The sequence below is a fragment of the Rheinheimera mesophila genome (assembly GCF_000986865.1).
GTDB classification, from domain to species: domain Bacteria; phylum Pseudomonadota; class Gammaproteobacteria; order Enterobacterales; family Alteromonadaceae; genus Pararheinheimera; species Pararheinheimera mesophila.
Genome location: NZ_LAVS01000012.1, coordinates 46,782 through 62,598, shown reverse-complemented (window position 1 = coordinate 62,598; position 15,817 = coordinate 46,782). Strand labels below are relative to the sequence as shown.

Sequence of the window (15,817 nt, the reverse complement as noted above, 5' to 3'; positions counted from 1 at the left end):
AAGGCTTGGTAGAGTGCATCGCCAAGCCTTTTTGTTTTGGGCTATGTAATTACCTGCGGGATGGCCAATGATGCACTGCCACTGACAACAGCACTAAAATCAGCAAGGCGCTGAACTCAGCACCGTTGCGGCCTGGCCCTACCACAAACCAGCCGACTTTGGCATGCAAAATAGCTATGCCTGTGGCGTAAATTCCGACATATCCAAGGCAAACCAGAGTGACGTAACGGTTTAATGCCAAAAACAAAGTACCGATGATTTCATAAGCGGTAATAGCCACTGCAATTAAGATCCCTAAAGGCCAGCCGTGGTTTTCCAGCCACTGGCCAAAAGGTTCAACTCCTCCGGTCAAGGCTCTGTGCCAGCCATGAGCGCCGATCAGTCCGGCTACAGCCAGCCGTAAAGTCCCCCAGCCAAATAGTTGTTGTAATGACATGCGTTATCCCTTCTGGCGATGATGTTGTTTTGATTGTTGTAACTGTGCTAACACCTGCATGGCAGCCTCGGCCTGATCCACAGGCACCAGCAGATGATCATGATAAGCCCCGGCAAATACATTACAGCTTAAGCCTGCATCCGCTAAGGCTTGAGCAAAAGCTGCGGTTAAACCTACAGCTTCTAAAGCAGAATGTACTGTCAGACTGATCCAACGCGCTCTGAACAAAACATCCAGTTGATAGTCTTTGGCTTGTGGTTCTGTCAGCACCAGCGTCAGCCCTTCTTTTTCTCTGAACGTGGCCAAAGGCAAAGGTCCGTGCCAGCTTTTATTCAAAGGCCAGACACAATAGACATAAACCTCTGGCTGTAACTCAGGCTGCATAGAACTAATTAACTGATCCAGCGCTTTGATAGCCACTGTCATTTTTATCTCCTTTCGACCTGGTTGTCTTTTGTCAGCAAAGACACCGGGAGTTGACCTTGCGCCTGAACTTTTCCAAGTAAAAATCCAATCACAGCATCGTAGGCTGGACCGGAAAATGGCCGTACTGCGGTCTGAGGCTTTTGGTTATAGCTGTAAGTCGCCAGCCGTAAGTCGGCACTATCGGCAAAGTCTGTCAGCTCATAGGGAGTTCGCAGCGAGACCATCACCGTCTGTTTGCCCTGAACTTTGGCCTGCTGCAGTAACTGCTGTAATAGCTGCTTTTGTTCCGTCACCGTCAGCTTCATCGCGGGCAAAGCCTGTAAGTCGGCTAAAACGCCCAATTCTGCTGCACTTTGCGCTGGTGAAATCAACGAACCGAGCACCAGATCGGCCTGCCTGATCTGCTGTAACGCCAGATTTTGCTCTGACGAAGTTAAATCACTGCAGGTGACTGACAGCGGCTTCACTCCCCATAGAGTCAGCGCCTGTAACCAGCTTTGGCATTTGGTTTGATCCGGGGCGATCAGGTGTAGTTTTAAAGCGGCTAAATTCAGGGGTAACTGTAATTTATTTTGCCCCACCAGAGTCAGACTAGCTTCTGCCAATTGTTGCTCTAATCGCAGATCTCTGGCTAAACGTGTACTGTCCGGTACCACTGCTTGTTGCCCTTTGGCAGAAAGCTGCTGACGTACACGGACAACCCGCTGAGCCGACTCAGCCACTTCTGTTGCACTGAGTTTCCCCTGCTGCACTGCAGCGACCACCTGATCAATCAGCCCAGTCAGGGCCTTAATATCGGCAGGAGTTTTCATTTCATAAGGCATCAGCGCTATATCCGCACCCGCTGCAAAGGTTTCGATCACCGCCTGTGCCGGGTCAAAAAACTGGCTGATGCCCGCCATATTCAGCGCATCCGTAATAATAAGGCCGTCAAACCCCATCTCTTCACGTAATAAATCGGTCAGAATAGTGCGGGATAAAGTGGCGGGTTTAATCACAGCTTCGCCGGATTTAGTCATCAAACTGCTGTTATCCAGCGCTGGATACTGAATATGAGCCGTCATCACCATAGCGGGTTGATGCTGTCTGATCAGTTGCCTGAAGGGGTATAAATCGACCGCTTCTACTGTGGCTTTATCATGTTCCACCAAAGGCAAACCAGTGTGGCTGTCGACATGGGTATCACCATGGCCGGGAAAATGTTTAATAGTGCCGAGTATGCCGGCCTTCTGCATCGCACTGAGCATGGCTCCTCCGGCCACAGCCACTGCCGCGGCATTGTCACCAAAAGAACGGGCGTTAATCACCGGATTGGCCGGATTGTTATTCACATCCAGACTGGGCGCAAAGTTTAAATTAATACCCAGTGAATTTAATTGCTGTGCTATCGCTGTACCCACCTCGGTTGCATAACGAGTACCGGACGAGGCCAATGTTGCACCTATCGCCATATTACCGGCAAAGGCTGGAAACTCCTGGGTCGGCAAGCGAGCGACCCGACCGCCTTCCTGATCAATGCCAATCAACAGCGGTAAGCCATCACTGCTGGCCTGTTGTAGATCTGCGGTTAAACGGCGAATTTGTTGTTGATCTTTTAAATTATTGGCAAACAGAATTACCCCACCTAAATGCAGTCCTGTGATGGCGTCCGCAAATTCTTTCGGCAATACCGTCAGGTCGGTTTTGCATTCAGCAGAACTGCCTTGTGCGCAAAAATGGCGTAAATCGATCATCAGCTTTTGCCCAATCTGGCGGCGTAACTCTTGCTGATCCACTGGTTTTTGTCCCATACAACCTCCCGCACTTAACGTCATCACAGCCAGCAGCAGTGCATATTGTTTCATCTGGTCACCACATTCTGAGTTTATCCAGCCACTATATCAGGGCCAATCCGGCTCTGTAACCGCATCTGTTGGAATGACGAGTGTTTGCTCAGTATTTCACCGCTCTTAGTCAGCCAGAGGATTTTGTTGCTTTGAGAGCCCGCTTGCTTTTGTTATGCTCGGGCTGTTGCTTTGCGATATCGAATAAAAATCCCCACCACTAAGACAAGGGATAAGGGCAACAGATGAAGCAGATCATATTCGGTCAATAAAGCAAAAAACGGAGCATAACCCGATGAAAATACCTTACCTGCTGGCTCTTGGTCTGAGCCTGAGCAGTGCCTTTTTATGGGCAAAACAGCAGCCTCAGGGGCAGTTGATGATCGTAGGCGGTGCCTTAGCCAGCTCTAATCAAGCTGTCTATCAGCAATTTATCCAAAGTGCAGGTGGCACAGAACAAGCCAGAGTTGTGGTGATCCCGACCGCCAGCAGTCAGCCAGTGAAATACTTTCGCCAGTTTCAGCAGGATTTAGCTCGGTATGGAGTGCCAGAGCAACAGGTCCAACTATTGCCTATTGCGGTAAAAGACGACAAAAGTACCGCAGAAGATGAATCTTTATGGCAAAACAACGCCACTGATCCAAAACTCGCAGCGCAGATACAACAAGCTACAGCAGTCTGGTTTTTAGGTGGTGATCAAAACCATCTGGTAGATAGCTTAAAACCTGATGGCAACAACAGCCCCGTTCTGGATGCTGTCTGGCAACTCTATCAGAGGGGCGGTATTGTCGGAGGGACCAGTGCCGGTGCTGCAATAATGAGCGACACTATGATCGCGTCAGGGTCGTCCTGGACCGCCTTAGCCAGAGCAGTGGCATCATCTGATACTGTTGTTAATGAAACCTCAGATGAACCACTGCAATTACGTACTGGTTTAGGTTTTTTCCCTGAAGGTGTGATTGATCAGCACTTTGACCGCAGAGCCCGTTTTGGTCGCCTGATTGTGGCGGTGGCAGAGCAAGGCTCAGGTTCGGCTCTGGGTTTTGGTGTCGACGAAGATTCAGCCTTGTTCTATCAGGCCAAAACCCGGCAATTTCAGGCCTTAGGTTCAGGTGGTGTCACTGTGATTGATTTACGGCAGGCCAAAAAAATCAGTAACCCACTGGGATTGCAGATGGAAAATATCCGCCTGAGTTATCTGCAAGGAGGAGATCAGTACGATATGAACAGCCACCAACTCCTGCCGCACCCGGCTAAAGTCAAAACCACAGGGGCCGAGTACGGCGATCATCCGCGGCCTGTTATGTCCGGAGTTTTTAGTGCTAATACCCGCCTGAAAGACTTTATTACCTTTGAACTAACCGACAACAAAGGCGCCAATGAGGCGGTCAGCTACCTGCATCAAGGCAATGGACTGGTGTTTGAATTAACCTTCAGTAAAGATGAAAAAACTCTGGGGTATTGGCAGTATCTGGATGGACTCAAAGACAACAGTAGTGCTTATCAGGTTCGTCTGGATATAGTGCCGGGCCGGATCCAAATTGACTTAAAACCACAACACTGAACAATGGGCCGGATAGTGGCAGATATCCGGCGTTATTCTGTGTTCACTTGGGGAAAAACGGATAAAAGTTTGCATCCGTGCTAGCTTAGGACGTTATAATCACGCCACTCTTTTTTTGTTAAGACGTATCCGGACAGGTTGTTATGTATAAGCCCACACCATTATTAAGTTATTTCTGGGGTTTGTTTAGTGGTTTAATTGTCTCCGCTTTTTTGTTTAATTCTCTGACTCAAACTGAAGTGCAGCCAGAACAAAAGCCTGTCCAGACCGCACAAAAACCGACCACAACCAGCCCGGCCCGGGCCGCAGACGCTCCTGTACTGACATTGGCTGCCAGAGCTGAGTTATTATTGAAGTATTACACCATCAGAGATGGCGCTGAGGAGACAAACTTAGCACCTTTGTTGCAAAGGAATGGCCATCTGGTGATTTTTCAACAGATGTTGCAGCAAAGTACCGCTGATGTCAGCGACCTGATCCAATCTACTCAGTCCTTTACCGCCGCTCAGTTTTACGCCTCCTTAGTGCGGATAAAACAAAAAGATGAAGAGCAACAAGCCAAAGCCCAACTCGAATTGTTAAAACCTGCGCCACCAGCAACGGCTGTACCTCAGGGTTGAATCTTACAAAGGCTGAATTTTTGACTATAGTCTGAGCATAGACAGCACAGACAGTATCAGAGATTTAGTCAATGAAGTATCTGTTATCAGGCCTCGTCCTTATCAGCATGCAGGCCTATGCCGCTTGTCCCTCACCGCTACGAATGGCCTATAACAATGACTGGTTGCCTTACGTGCAGCTTGTCGATGACATTGTTACCGGTACAGATATTGAGCTGATCAGAACTCTGGCGGTTCAGCTTGGCAGTTCTTTGCAATTGATCAAAATGTCAGAGCAACGGGCTTTGCAACAACTTCAACAAGGTGAACTGGACCTGATATTTGCAGCCTCCTACACCGAAGAACGTGCAGCCTACGCCTACTTTTCCCTGCCATACCGGCAAGAAAACATCACTGCAGTGCTCAACGAAGACTTACTGACACAGCAGCCAGAGTTAACAAGCAAAGCAGATTTTTATCAGTTGGCCGCCAAACAATGGTCGGGAGCTGTCAATACAGCAGGCTACTACGGTGAGGATTTTGAACAGTTTAAACAGAACAAAGGCAAAAGCCGGTTGTTTCATGTGGCTGAGGAGTTCAGACGCTTACAGATGGTGGCTCAGGGCCGTGCTCAATTTTCGATCGTGGATCACAAAGTGGCCCTGTTCCATATTCATCAACACAAAGAACTCTCCAGCCTCAGAGTGTTGCCTTTCTTATTGCATCAAAGCAGCATACATCTGATGCTCAGCAAAAAAACCATCTCCCAAAGCTGCGTACAGCAGTTTGATCTGTTGCTGAAAAAGCGACTCAGGCGTCCGACTGCATCTGAGCAATAAACTTATTCGAATCGGCGATGGCTTTGTTCATTTCACTGATCAGGCTGCTGACATCCTGCTGTAAACCGGCAAAATCTGTCTGAATGGAGCCTATGGCTTTGGCATTTAAGTTATGCTTTAAAAACAGTACGTTATCGTGCATGATGTTCAGTACTGGTTGCATTTTCTTCTCAGCAGATCGCATCTTTTTCAACAGCAGGTCAAACTGCTTTTCTGTCGTGATCAGTTTCTGTTTACTTTGCGCTTTTAAACTGGCGCTTTGGTACTGATCTAATTCATCACGCCATTCACTGAATAAGGCATCCGCTACGGATTCCACTTTGTTAATACGACTGCTCACCAGTTGTGCGGCTTTGACGCTTTGCTGATACTCAGCGTCCAGCTCTTCGTATTTCTGCTGTAAATCGCCGCCATGAAACTTCAGCAGTTGACTGAGTTCATCCAAAGCATCTTTAAACTGCTGTTGCCCCTCAACCTGGGCATCACGGGCATCTTTGACTCTGTCGACCAATATTTCCCGTTTTTCTACACCAAATTTTTCCATGGTGGCGTAATACGCCTGCTGGCAAGCCGCCAGACTCAGACTCATCAGCAGTGCTACAGAGATTTGACGCATGAGTTACTCCATTCTTTCGCCGCCACAACGCACCTGTTGTTGCGATTCAATTTTAGACTTAACAACCGATAGTACAGAGCTTAGCCGCAAATTGCACTCAGGCTTGCAGAGCGGCGAAAACACAGGCAAAACTTTGCCTCCTGTCTGATGGATGACAAAAAACTGTCGTGCTCAGCCAGATTTTCACCACTTTTATCAAAACATCAGGCCTGTTTACCCGGTTCGATTCACTGTTCCTTACTCAACTTTACCAGCAAAACACAAATCTAAACCTGTTTTGGTCGGCCCTTTGCAGCCGTATTGGGGCGATCAATCCCGGTCGTGTTTGATGGAGAACAACAATGAATATTCAATTCTCAACCCCAAGTGCATACAGCACGGGGTACGCCACCAGGCCGCAACTCAGTAAGGAACAACTGACTGAAGCTGCAGGTCATTTATTCGGTAAATTAGACAGTGAAAACAAAGGCTATTTAGAACAAAGCGATTTCTCAAGCTTATTAACTGGCCTGCAAAACGACGATGCCAGCACCAAAAGCCAAGAGCTGTTTAGCGCTTTGGATTCGGATGGTGATGGTCAACTGACCAGTACAGAGTTCAGCGATAACTTTAGCAATCTGCTGTACAGCGCTCAGGGCACTATTGGAAAAAGGCCAGCGCCACCAGAGGACAGTGGCCTGTCTAAAGACGAGCTGACCGCTATGCTGCAGGGGGTAGAACAGGAAGAGCAAAAGTCCACTGCAGGCCTGCAATCTTTATTGGACAACTTTGACAGTGCTGACAGCGATGGAGATGGCAAAGTGACGATGCAGGAGGCCAGAAGTTTCAGAGAGAGTCAACGTACTGACTCTTCGTCTTTAACCGGTCAGGTCAGCACCAGCTCAGACAGCAATGAAAGCATCAGTAAGTTACTCAGCCGCACTATGCAGCAGTTGATGGAAACTTATGGTGGCATGGCCAAAGTAACTTCTCAGTCCGGCTCAGCCGTACATATTACGGCCTGAAAAGCAGCATTGGGTATAAGAGTATAACATTCAGGAGTTTCGGGGCGTCTGGCAGGGATGCTGCCCCATTTTGAAAATTATTTAAAAAACTTTGTCACAGTTTGAGCTGTTGTAGTGTCTTTGTTTTAACGCAAGTTAGTGCAACAAAAACCAAGGACTCAGATATGAAATCAATAACAGCTTCAACCCAATGGCATCTGGCCACCACTATAGCTGCAACTCTTGCCTTTACCATGGCTTGCAGTTATAGCAAGGGCTGGTTTTTGCCACTGGCCTGTTACCTGCTGGCGCTGGTTAGTCTTTTTACACTGATCCAGCGTTTTGGCCCACTGAATAAAGCACAAAAAGCTGGGCTCTGGCTGCTGCAACTGGTAGCAACACCGGCATTTGTTGCGGCTTTATGGTTCAGCGATAAACTCAGATCTATGTTCTAATCAGCCAAACAAGCACAAAGTGCAGCTTCCAACTGGGCCAAGGACTGCACTTCCAAATCCGCTGTAATACCTGTGGGCAAAGTCGCACCAAAACGATTCAGCCAGCAGGTATAAAAACCAGCCTCTTTGCCACCTTTGATGTCCGCTATCGGGTTATCGCCCACCATCAGTACAGTGTCTGGATCAGGGTTTGCCATCAGCGCTTTGGCGTGAGCAAAAATTTGCGGATGAGGTTTCGCCACCCCAACCTGTTCAGAAATCACCAGAATATCAAAGTGGTTATGTAAGCCGGTACGCTCTAACCGGATTTGCTGTAAGTCAGTAAAACCATTGGTGATAATGCCTAATTTAACTTTACCCTGAAGTGCATTAAGTAAACTGACAGCACCAGGCAAAGGGGTACAAACTTCGGCCATCGCCTGCAAAAAACCAGCATTGAGTACTGCAGGCGCGACATTTAATTGTTCACCCCAATAACTAAAGCGTTGTTCCTGCAAGTGTTTTGCACTGATTTCACCACTTTGATACTGCAGCCAGAGTGGCTGATTGAGCGCCTGATAGTCTTGAAAATGCTGCTCCGTAAAATCGACGCCGTAGCCTTTAAACAGCAACTGCAAACCTGCATAAGCATCAAAATGAAACAAGGTTTCGTCGGCGTCGAATAAAATCCAGTTAAAAGCTTTCACGTTTTTTCTCTTCAAATGTGGAGTAGAGGAAACCTAAGATTTGCGGATCAGCGCTGATAGCTCTGACCCGGCAGGTTAGCTGTCAGATGAACCGTTGACTATCTCGGCGATTTCTTCCAGACGGCGCAGCGCCAGATAATTGATGGTACGTTTTGGATACTGGCCTTTGCTGTTGCGCTCACCAGCCGGCATATCCATCAACAGTTCCAGCGCTTCATCCACCCCTTTGACCACATAAATATGGAATTGGCCCTGCTCTACCGCTTTGATCACTTCGTCATTCAGCACCAGATTGAGCTGATTACTGGCCGGAATAATACAGCCTTGTTTGCCGGTTAAACCACGGGACTGACACAAACGGAAGAAGCCTTCAATTTTTTCGTTGACGCCACCTATAGCCTGTACCTGACCATGCTGGTTAATAGAACCTGTCACCGCCAGACTTTGGGTAATAGGAATGTCCGCAATAGCCGAAATCAGCGCACAGACCTCAGCCAAAGAGGCGCTATCGCCATCTATTAAGCCGTAGGATTGCTCCATGGCAATATTGGCTGACAGGGTCAGCGGAAAATGCTGCGCATATTTAGCACCCAAATAGCCGGTTAACAGCATCACCCCTTTGGAGTGAATGGATTTACCCAGCTCGACTTCGCGTTCAATATCCACTACACCAGTGGATCCAGCGAACACTGTGGTACTGATGCGGGCTGGCGTACCAAAAGCTGTATCACCAATCTCCAGTACGGTTAAGCCGTTAATTTTGCCCACCGCCCAGTCGTCTGTGTCGATTAAAATCTGGCCTTCCTGAATATCTTCCAAAAAGGACTCGCTGATGCGGCCTGTGCGGTATTGTTTGCCTTCCAGCGCCATTTGCACATGTTCGGCACGCAGTTCGGTTGAGTCATGCTGAGCCGCGTAAAAACAGGCCTCACGCACCAGCTCCAGCACCTCGGCAAAACGGGCTGAGAGTTTGCGCTGATGTTCAGCCTGACGGAAGCTGAAGTTCAGCAACTGCTTTAAACCGCAGGCGGACAAGGTTTCCATCTCCATTTGCTGAATTTGATCCTGAATTTGCAGCGACATATACCGCACTGTCTGCTCGTTAAACGGCAAATAATGCTCAAAGTCGGCTAACACCCGGAACAGCTCGTTAAATTCATCATCCACGTCCTGCACCAGATAATACAAATCCCGCGAGCCCAAAAGCACCACTTTGACACTCAGCGGTATCGCCTTGGGCGTAATAATGGTCGAGTTGGTGACGGCATGATCGCTTAAGGTGTCGATCACTATTTCGCCGGTTTTCAGTGCCAGCTTGAGTGCATCCCAAACGCCGGGCTGTGACAATAACCGGTCAGCATCCAACACCAGATAACCACCATTGGCTTTATGCAAAGCACCGGGGCGGATCATCCGATAGTTGGTGTACAAAGAGCCTTGCATCGAGCTGTATTCCACCCGGCCAAATAAATTGCCATAGCTTGGGTTGGGCTCAAAAATAATAGGCGCGCCATCCATCAATTCGTGATGCATCAGTACATTAGGTACAAAATCGCCGACAAAAATGCTGCGGATATCCAGCTCTTCCAGCTTGTCACTTTCCGCTTCTTCCGGCAGCAACTCCAGCATGGCTTTGACTAAAGCTGGCTTCATTTCACGCAGATAACGTAATACACCGAGTTCGCCTGAATAGTCATGTTCCAGTTGCTTCAGCAACGGCTTAATGGCTTGTTCTATGGTGTCACGGCGTAATGCGCGTAGGTTTTCAGACAGTTCACGTTTCCACTGCGGGAGTTCCAGCAATTGCTCGTTCAGTATGGTTTCCAGCTCTGAGACTAAATCATAGAAAAACTGGCGTTTTTCTTCCGACAAATTAGCAAACTCACTATCGTCCAGTGCTTTACCATCCACCACAGGCGAAAAGCTGACGGCGCCGTTTTCTTCGTACAGCACCACTTGCTGCTCTAAAGCTTTACGCTCTACCAAGGCAATAGCGGCTTCGTATTTGTCGTCAAAGGCCTGATGAATGGCTTTTTTCTTGCGCTGATAACCCGGGTTATCAAAAGCAGCCGGGAAGGTATCTAAAAGCTCATCGATTAAGGCTTCGACCTTTTTCACCAGCACTTTGCCTTCGCCTGGCACTAAACGTAAGGTGCCCGGAATACGTTCATCGTCAAAGTTATTGATATAACACCAGTCATCCGGCGTGGCTTTTTCGCTGGCGGCTTGCTGCAGAATATCCTGCACTAAGGTGTAACGGCCTAACGCCGGTTCGCCCATCACATAAAGGTTATAGCCCGGCATATCCATGCCGATGGCAAAATTTAATGCCGCTTTGGCTCTGTCCTGGCCAATAAAAGTGCTGGATAAACCTGTCACGTCCAGCGCTTGCTGGATCAGGTTTTTATCCAATTGTGGGCCTAAGTGTTCGGCGCTTAAAGCATACTTCTGGCTGTTGTGCGTCATGCAACCTGCTCTGTCTGAGAAAATGAAAGAAGAGTAATGGCCGTCATCTTAACAAATCATTGAATAAAATGAAGGTTTTAAAAAGGTAGGCCCTGACGGCTAAAGTGGCTGCCACCACAATACACACAAGCGCCTAATTCGCCCGGATGGTAAAAAGCCTGCTGTTGCTGACACTGCTGGCATTGGTACAAGCCCATGCCGACTTCTTCGCCTTGTTGATAGGTGCCCTGATGCTCCAAATCCTGCAGCAATTCCTGCCATTCAATTTGAGTTTTGTCGGTAATAAGCGAAAGCTCATACCATAGAGTTTCAGGCCAGAGCGAGGGAGCCTGCTCTGCTTCAGTGGCCTGACGTTTAAAGGTTTCGATAAAAAGTTGAGTTTCGTAAGCCGTCAGCTCTTTGCCCGCTTTGACATAAGCTTTGACTGTGTCAGCAAAACTGACCAACTCCTCCAGTTGCTGCTGCCGCCCTTGTTTGAACATAGTGGCTAACTCATTGAGCCAGTTCTGATATTTGTCTTTAAATTCGGACATACATCCTCCTTACTACTTTTCTTTAGTATAGACGGGCAATTTTAAACCTGTGCTCGGGTTATTTAATCGCAAAGACTATTGCGGCTTTTAACGCCGACGCTCAGTCTGCGGACAGACCTATTAAAGGACAACGACATGAAACTTTATTTTGCCGCTACGGCTTTGACACTGATAGTAAGCACCAGCAGCGCCGCGGATTATTTTCCACCAGCAGGCCAGTGGCAGCAAAAACCTGCAGCCGAATTAAAAGTCGATGCGGTTTTGCTGCAACGGGCGGTGGATTACGCCATAGCCGCAGAAAACAAAGCGGACCCGGATCAGGCGATAGTACAGGCCACTACTTTTGGTGCCAAAGAGCCTTATGATCAGATTATTGGCCCAATGAAAACCCGCGCCCCAGCCAACGGCCTTATTATTTACAAAGGCATGGTGATAGCCCAGTGGGGCGATACCCAGGCTGTGGATATGACGCACAGCATCAGCAAAACCTTTTTAACTACAGTCACAGGCCTTGCCTGGCAACAGGGCTTAATCCACAACCTGCAGGATAAAGTCGGCAGCTACATGCCGCATGGCGTGGATTTATATCAGGGCGCGCACAACAGCCAAATTCGCTGGGATCATTTGCTGCGCCAAACCAGTGACTGGCAAGGCAGCTTGTGGGGCAAACCCGACTGGGCCGACCGGCCTGAAGGCAAAACGCCAGCCGACTGGCCAAAGCGGCCATTACGCACACCGGGCAGCCATTACAAATACAACGATGTACGGGTGAACCTGCTGGCGTTATCTACTTTGTATGTCTGGCGTAAACCTTTACCTCAAGTGCTGAACGAGCAGATCATGACCCCTATTGGCGCTTCGTCGACCTGGCGCTGGTATGGTTACGACAATAGCTGGATTGAGCTGGATGGTCAGAAGATACAGTCTGTGTCAGGAGGCGGCCATTGGGGCGGTGGCATGTTTATCAACGCCTGGGACTTAGCCCGTTTTGGGTATCTGTTTTTACGGGATGGAAAGTGGCAGGACAAACAACTGGTCAGTAAAGAATGGATCAAACTGGCCAGCACTGGCGGCTCAGCCAACCCTGAATACGGTTTTGCCAACTGGTTTTTAAACCCCGGCCGTAAAGCGTTGCCAAGCGCTCCTGCATCAGCCATCACGTTTCAGGGGGCAGGCCGCAATATTATTTACATCGACAAAGATAACGATCTGCTGATGGTGGCACGCTGGATTGGCAATGGTGATGAATTAAACCAACTGGTGGGCAAAGTGTTAGCCGCCTTACCCGATTAAACTCAGCAGTTAGCGTTGGTCCACCAGCGCTAACTTCATCCCCAAAGCAACAAATAAAACACCAATACTTTTATTCAGCCACTGTGCAACCAGCGGGCTTACTTTCATTTTTTGTCCGGCCAAACCGGCGCTGACGGCTAAACACACACATCAAAGCATACCGTTGAGGTTAAAAATAAAACCCAGAATGATAAAAGCCAAAGCTTTATTGGCGGCATCCACCGCAATAAATTGCGGTACAAAAGCGAGGAAAAACAGCGCTACTTTAGGGTTCAATACATTGGTAATAAATCCCTGCAGAAAAATACGACCAAAGGAAGCTGTAGCAACCAGAGCACTACTTTAGGTAGCCATCAGCACTGGGACAAGGGGGGGTTAACAAAATAAAACAAAGCAAGCTTTGTCCTTCTTGGCTGTTGTTGCCGACCCCCTGCTTGCGGTATGCTAACGGCAATTTTTTCCGCCGGTTTTATCGGTCTGATTTTGACTCCACGCTGGAAGGTTTTTAATGCACGAACAATATAATCCGCAGTTGATTGAACAGCAGCTGCAACAGGAATGGGAACAAACCAACGCCTTTAAAGTAGTAGAAGACGCTTCGAAAGAAAAATACTACTGTCTCTCCATGTTCCCCTACCCAAGTGGCCGTTTGCATATGGGCCATGTTCGTAACTACACCATAGGTGATGTGATCAGCCGTTTCCAGCGGATGCAAGGCAAAAACGTATTACAGCCTATGGGTTGGGATGCCTTTGGTTTACCGGCAGAAAACGCTGCTATTGCCAATAAAACCGCACCAGCCAAATGGACCTATGCCAATATCGACTATATGAAAGGCCAACTGAAACGTTTAGGTTTTGGTTACGACTGGGACCGTGAAGTGGCCACCTGTAAGCCTGAATACTACAAGTGGGAACAGTGGTTCTTTACCAAGCTGTTTGAAAAAGGTCTGGTCTACAAAAAAATGGCGACGGTAAACTGGGACCCGGTCGATCAGTGTGTTCTGGCCAACGAGCAAGTGATTGATGGTCGCGGCTGGCGTTCAGGTGCTTTGGTTGAGCAGCGCGAGCTGGCGCAGTGGTTTATTAAAATCACAGATTACGCTGAAGAATTGTTACAAGACTTAGATCAGTTAGACGACTGGCCTGAGCAAGTCAAAACCATGCAGAAAAACTGGATCGGCCGCTCAGAAGGCGTGGAGATCGAGTTTAAAGTGGCTGGTTCTGACCAAAGCATGACGGTTTATACCACCCGCCCAGATACTTTGTATGGCGTGACTTATGTGGCTGTGGCCGCTCAGCACCCATTAGCCCAACAAGCTGCCGTGAATAACCCTGAATTACAGGCTTTTATTGACGAGTGCAAAGCCGGTAAAACGGCCGAAGCCGACATGGCGACCATGGAGAAAAAAGGCTCGCCAACAGGTTTATTTGCCATTCACCCGTTAACAGGTGAACAGGTACCGGTCTGGGTGGCCAACTTTGTACTGATGCATTACGGCTCAGGTGCGGTGATGGCGGTGCCTGGTCATGACCAGCGCGACTTTGAATTTGCCACAAAATACGGTCTGGCGATCAAACAAGTGGTTGCACCGGAAGCAGGCAGCGCCGCTGTTTGTGATTTAACCACTGCCGCCTTTACTGAAAAAGGTGTGCTGATCAATTCCGGTGAGTTTAACGGTTTAGATTTTGCCGCTGCTTTTAAAGCTATCTCCGATAAACTGGCTGCTATAGGTGTGGGTCAGGTCAAAGTGAATTACCGCTTGCGAGACTGGGGTGTATCCCGTCAGCGCTACTGGGGTTCTCCTATTCCGATGCTAACGCTGGAAGATGGCAGCCAGGTGCCGGTGCCAGAAGATATGCTGCCGGTGCGTTTACCTGAAGATGTGGTGATGAATGGCGTGACTTCGCCTATCAAAGCCGACCCGGACTGGGCAAAAACAACATATAACGGCCAGGCTGCTTTGCATGAAACCGATACCTTCGACACCTTTATGGAGTCGAGCTGGTACTATGCCCGTTACTGTAGCCCCGACCATGACAAAGCTATGCTGGATCCGGCCAAAGCCAACTACTGGCTGCCGGTGGATCAGTACATTGGTGGTATTGAACACGCTATTTTGCACTTATTGTATTCGCGTTTTTTCCACAAACTGTTACGCGACGTAGGTTTAGTGCAGTGTGATGAGCCTTTCAAACGTTTATTGTGTCAGGGCATGGTGTTGGCAGATACCTTCTACCGTGAGACGGAAAACGGTGGCAAAGAATGGTTCTCTCCAGCCGACGTGGTGACAGAACGCGACGAAAAAGGCCGTATTACTGCTTCAATTTTAAAGACGGACGGTAAGCCGGTATTGTCGGCGGGCATGAGCAAAATGTCCAAGTCGAAAAACAACGGTATAGACCCGCAACTGGTAATCGACCAATATGGTGCGGATACAGTGCGCTTATTTATGATGTTTACCGCGCCACCAGAGCAAACCCTGGAATGGCAGGATTCTGCGGTCGAAGGCGCTAACCGTTTCTTACGTCGTATCTGGACTTTAGCGGTAGAGCACAAAGAGCTGTTCAGCACCGCAGTGACCGGTTTGGAACTAAACGGCGACCAAAAAGCTTTGCGCCGTGATATTCATAAAACCATCGCCAAAGTGTCAGACGATATAGGTCGTCGTAACGTATTTAATACTGCGGTGGCGGCCATTATGGAACTGGCGAACAAGGTGCAAAAAGCGCCGGTAGCAACAGACGCCGACAAGCAAGTGAAACGTGAAGGTATTCAGACCTTAATCCAGTTACTGAACCCCATCACGCCGCACTTGTCGCAGTATCTGTGGAAAGAGTTAGGTTTTACCACAGCACTGGAACAAAGCCCATGGCCAGTGGCTGATGCTGCTGCTATGGTGGAAGATGAGAAACTGGTGGTGGTGCAAGTGAACGGCAAAGTCCGGGCTAAAGTGACAGTGGCCGCCGATGCGACTGAAGCTCAGGTGCTGGAGCTGGCCCATGCTGAAGAAAACGTACAGCGTTTCCTGGAAGGGGTCACTATCCGTAAAGTGATTTATGTGCCGGGGAAACTGCTGAGTCTGGCTGTAGGATAAC

At 48.7% G+C, this 15,817-nt stretch carries 15 protein-coding genes; 7 read left to right on the top strand and 8 right to left on the bottom strand.

Annotation, left to right across the window (positions count from 1 at the left end):
* Positions 1-49 precede the first annotated feature (49 nt).
* From SD53_RS06870 to SD53_RS06860, 3 genes are read right to left on the bottom strand one after another with little or no spacing between them, the layout of a single operon-like run.
* The gene (locus tag SD53_RS06870; RefSeq protein WP_046519495.1) at positions 50-436 is read right to left on the bottom strand and encodes a DoxX family protein; all 387 of its coding nucleotides are present in this window, start codon (positions 434-436) and stop codon (positions 50-52) included.
* A 3-nt stretch (positions 437-439) separates the two neighbouring features.
* A complete protein-coding gene (locus tag SD53_RS06865) occupies positions 440-862 on the bottom strand; it encodes an ACT domain-containing protein (protein WP_046519494.1) in 423 nt (140 codons plus the stop codon).
* Between the two features lie 2 nt (positions 863-864).
* Positions 865-2,706, bottom strand: a complete 1,842-nt coding sequence (locus SD53_RS06860) for a glycoside hydrolase family 3 protein (RefSeq protein WP_052749286.1) — start codon at positions 2,704-2,706, stop codon at positions 865-867.
* Between the two features lie 274 nt (positions 2,707-2,980).
* On the opposite strand from SD53_RS06860, the gene SD53_RS06855 reads away from it, so the two are divergent.
* From SD53_RS06855 to SD53_RS06845, 3 genes are all read left to right on the top strand, one after another.
* Positions 2,981-4,249, top strand: a complete 1,269-nt coding sequence (locus SD53_RS06855) for a cyanophycinase (RefSeq protein WP_046519493.1) — start codon at positions 2,981-2,983, stop codon at positions 4,247-4,249.
* A 143-nt stretch (positions 4,250-4,392) separates the two neighbouring features.
* The gene (locus SD53_RS06850) at positions 4,393-4,869 is read left to right on the top strand and encodes a hypothetical protein (RefSeq protein ID WP_046519492.1); all 477 of its coding nucleotides are present in this window, start codon (positions 4,393-4,395) and stop codon (positions 4,867-4,869) included.
* 71 nt (positions 4,870-4,940) lie between these two features.
* A complete protein-coding gene (locus SD53_RS06845) occupies positions 4,941-5,687 on the top strand; it encodes a substrate-binding periplasmic protein (protein WP_082101807.1) in 747 nt (248 codons plus the stop codon).
* On the opposite strand, the gene SD53_RS06840 is transcribed toward SD53_RS06845, so the two are convergent.
* On the bottom strand, positions 5,659-6,303 hold the full coding sequence (locus SD53_RS06840; protein ID WP_046519490.1) for a DUF2959 domain-containing protein: 645 nt from the start codon (positions 6,301-6,303) through the stop codon (positions 5,659-5,661). The genes SD53_RS06845 and SD53_RS06840 overlap by 29 nt on opposite strands.
* A 341-nt stretch (positions 6,304-6,644) precedes the next feature.
* Here SD53_RS06840 and SD53_RS06835 point away from each other — a divergent pair, with 341 nt between their 5' ends.
* Together SD53_RS06835 and SD53_RS06830 are read left to right on the top strand one after the other, a co-directional pair.
* Positions 6,645-7,307, top strand: a complete 663-nt coding sequence (locus SD53_RS06835; protein WP_046519489.1) for an EF-hand domain-containing protein — start codon at positions 6,645-6,647, stop codon at positions 7,305-7,307.
* A 164-nt stretch (positions 7,308-7,471) separates the two neighbouring features.
* Positions 7,472-7,741 carry a hypothetical protein gene (locus SD53_RS06830; protein ID WP_046519488.1) on the top strand — a complete coding sequence of 90 codons (270 nt, stop codon included), beginning with the start codon at positions 7,472-7,474 and terminating at the stop codon, positions 7,739-7,741.
* Here the strand turns inward: SD53_RS06830 and yjjG are convergent.
* From yjjG to SD53_RS06815, 3 genes are all read right to left on the bottom strand, one after another.
* Positions 7,738-8,427: a pyrimidine 5'-nucleotidase gene (gene yjjG, locus SD53_RS06825; RefSeq protein ID WP_046519487.1), complete on the bottom strand. Its 690-nt coding sequence runs from the start codon at positions 8,425-8,427 to the stop codon at positions 7,738-7,740. The genes SD53_RS06830 and yjjG overlap by 4 nt on opposite strands.
* A gap of 75 nt (positions 8,428-8,502) precedes the next feature.
* The gene (locus tag SD53_RS06820; protein WP_046519486.1) at positions 8,503-10,893 is read right to left on the bottom strand and encodes a Lon protease family protein; all 2,391 of its coding nucleotides are present in this window, start codon (positions 10,891-10,893) and stop codon (positions 8,503-8,505) included.
* A gap of 77 nt (positions 10,894-10,970) precedes the next feature.
* Positions 10,971-11,426 (bottom strand): zinc ribbon-containing protein, encoded by a 456-nt coding sequence (locus SD53_RS06815; protein WP_046519485.1) that lies wholly within the window; start codon positions 11,424-11,426, stop codon positions 10,971-10,973.
* Between the two features lie 135 nt (positions 11,427-11,561).
* Between SD53_RS06815 and SD53_RS06810 the strand changes: the two genes are divergently transcribed.
* A complete protein-coding gene (locus SD53_RS06810) occupies positions 11,562-12,719 on the top strand; it encodes a serine hydrolase domain-containing protein (protein WP_046519484.1) in 1,158 nt (385 codons plus the stop codon).
* A gap of 150 nt (positions 12,720-12,869) precedes the next feature.
* On the opposite strand, the gene SD53_RS18805 is transcribed toward SD53_RS06810, so the two are convergent.
* On the bottom strand, positions 12,870-13,052 hold the full coding sequence (locus SD53_RS18805; RefSeq protein WP_206539908.1) for a LysE family transporter: 183 nt from the start codon (positions 13,050-13,052) through the stop codon (positions 12,870-12,872).
* A 175-nt stretch (positions 13,053-13,227) separates the two neighbouring features.
* On the opposite strand from SD53_RS18805, the gene leuS reads away from it, so the two are divergent.
* Positions 13,228-15,816, top strand: a complete 2,589-nt coding sequence (gene leuS, locus SD53_RS06800; RefSeq protein WP_046519483.1) for a leucine--tRNA ligase — start codon at positions 13,228-13,230, stop codon at positions 15,814-15,816.
* Position 15,817 lies beyond the last annotated feature (1 nt).

Coding starts and splice junctions, on each gene's coding strand:
- SD53_RS06845 (WP_082101807.1), top strand. CDS start 4,941: ATGAAGTATCTGTTATCAGGCCTCGTCCTTATCAGCATGCAGGCCTAT.
- SD53_RS06865 (WP_046519494.1), bottom strand. CDS start 862: ATGACAGTGGCTATCAAAGCGCTGGATCAGTTAATTAGTTCTATGCAG.
- SD53_RS06820 (WP_046519486.1), bottom strand. CDS start 10,893: ATGACGCACAACAGCCAGAAGTATGCTTTAAGCGCCGAACACTTAGGC.
- SD53_RS06860 (WP_052749286.1), bottom strand. CDS start 2,706: ATGAAACAATATGCACTGCTGCTGGCTGTGATGACGTTAAGTGCGGGA.
- SD53_RS06870 (WP_046519495.1), bottom strand. CDS start 436: ATGTCATTACAACAACTATTTGGCTGGGGGACTTTACGGCTGGCTGTA.
- SD53_RS06830 (WP_046519488.1), top strand. CDS start 7,472: ATGAAATCAATAACAGCTTCAACCCAATGGCATCTGGCCACCACTATA.
- SD53_RS06810 (WP_046519484.1), top strand. CDS start 11,562: ATGAAACTTTATTTTGCCGCTACGGCTTTGACACTGATAGTAAGCACC.
- SD53_RS06815 (WP_046519485.1), bottom strand. CDS start 11,426: ATGTCCGAATTTAAAGACAAATATCAGAACTGGCTCAATGAGTTAGCC.
- SD53_RS06855 (WP_046519493.1), top strand. CDS start 2,981: ATGAAAATACCTTACCTGCTGGCTCTTGGTCTGAGCCTGAGCAGTGCC.
- leuS (WP_046519483.1), top strand. CDS start 13,228: ATGCACGAACAATATAATCCGCAGTTGATTGAACAGCAGCTGCAACAG.
- SD53_RS06840 (WP_046519490.1), bottom strand. CDS start 6,303: ATGCGTCAAATCTCTGTAGCACTGCTGATGAGTCTGAGTCTGGCGGCT.
- SD53_RS06835 (WP_046519489.1), top strand. CDS start 6,645: ATGAATATTCAATTCTCAACCCCAAGTGCATACAGCACGGGGTACGCC.
- SD53_RS06850 (WP_046519492.1), top strand. CDS start 4,393: ATGTATAAGCCCACACCATTATTAAGTTATTTCTGGGGTTTGTTTAGT.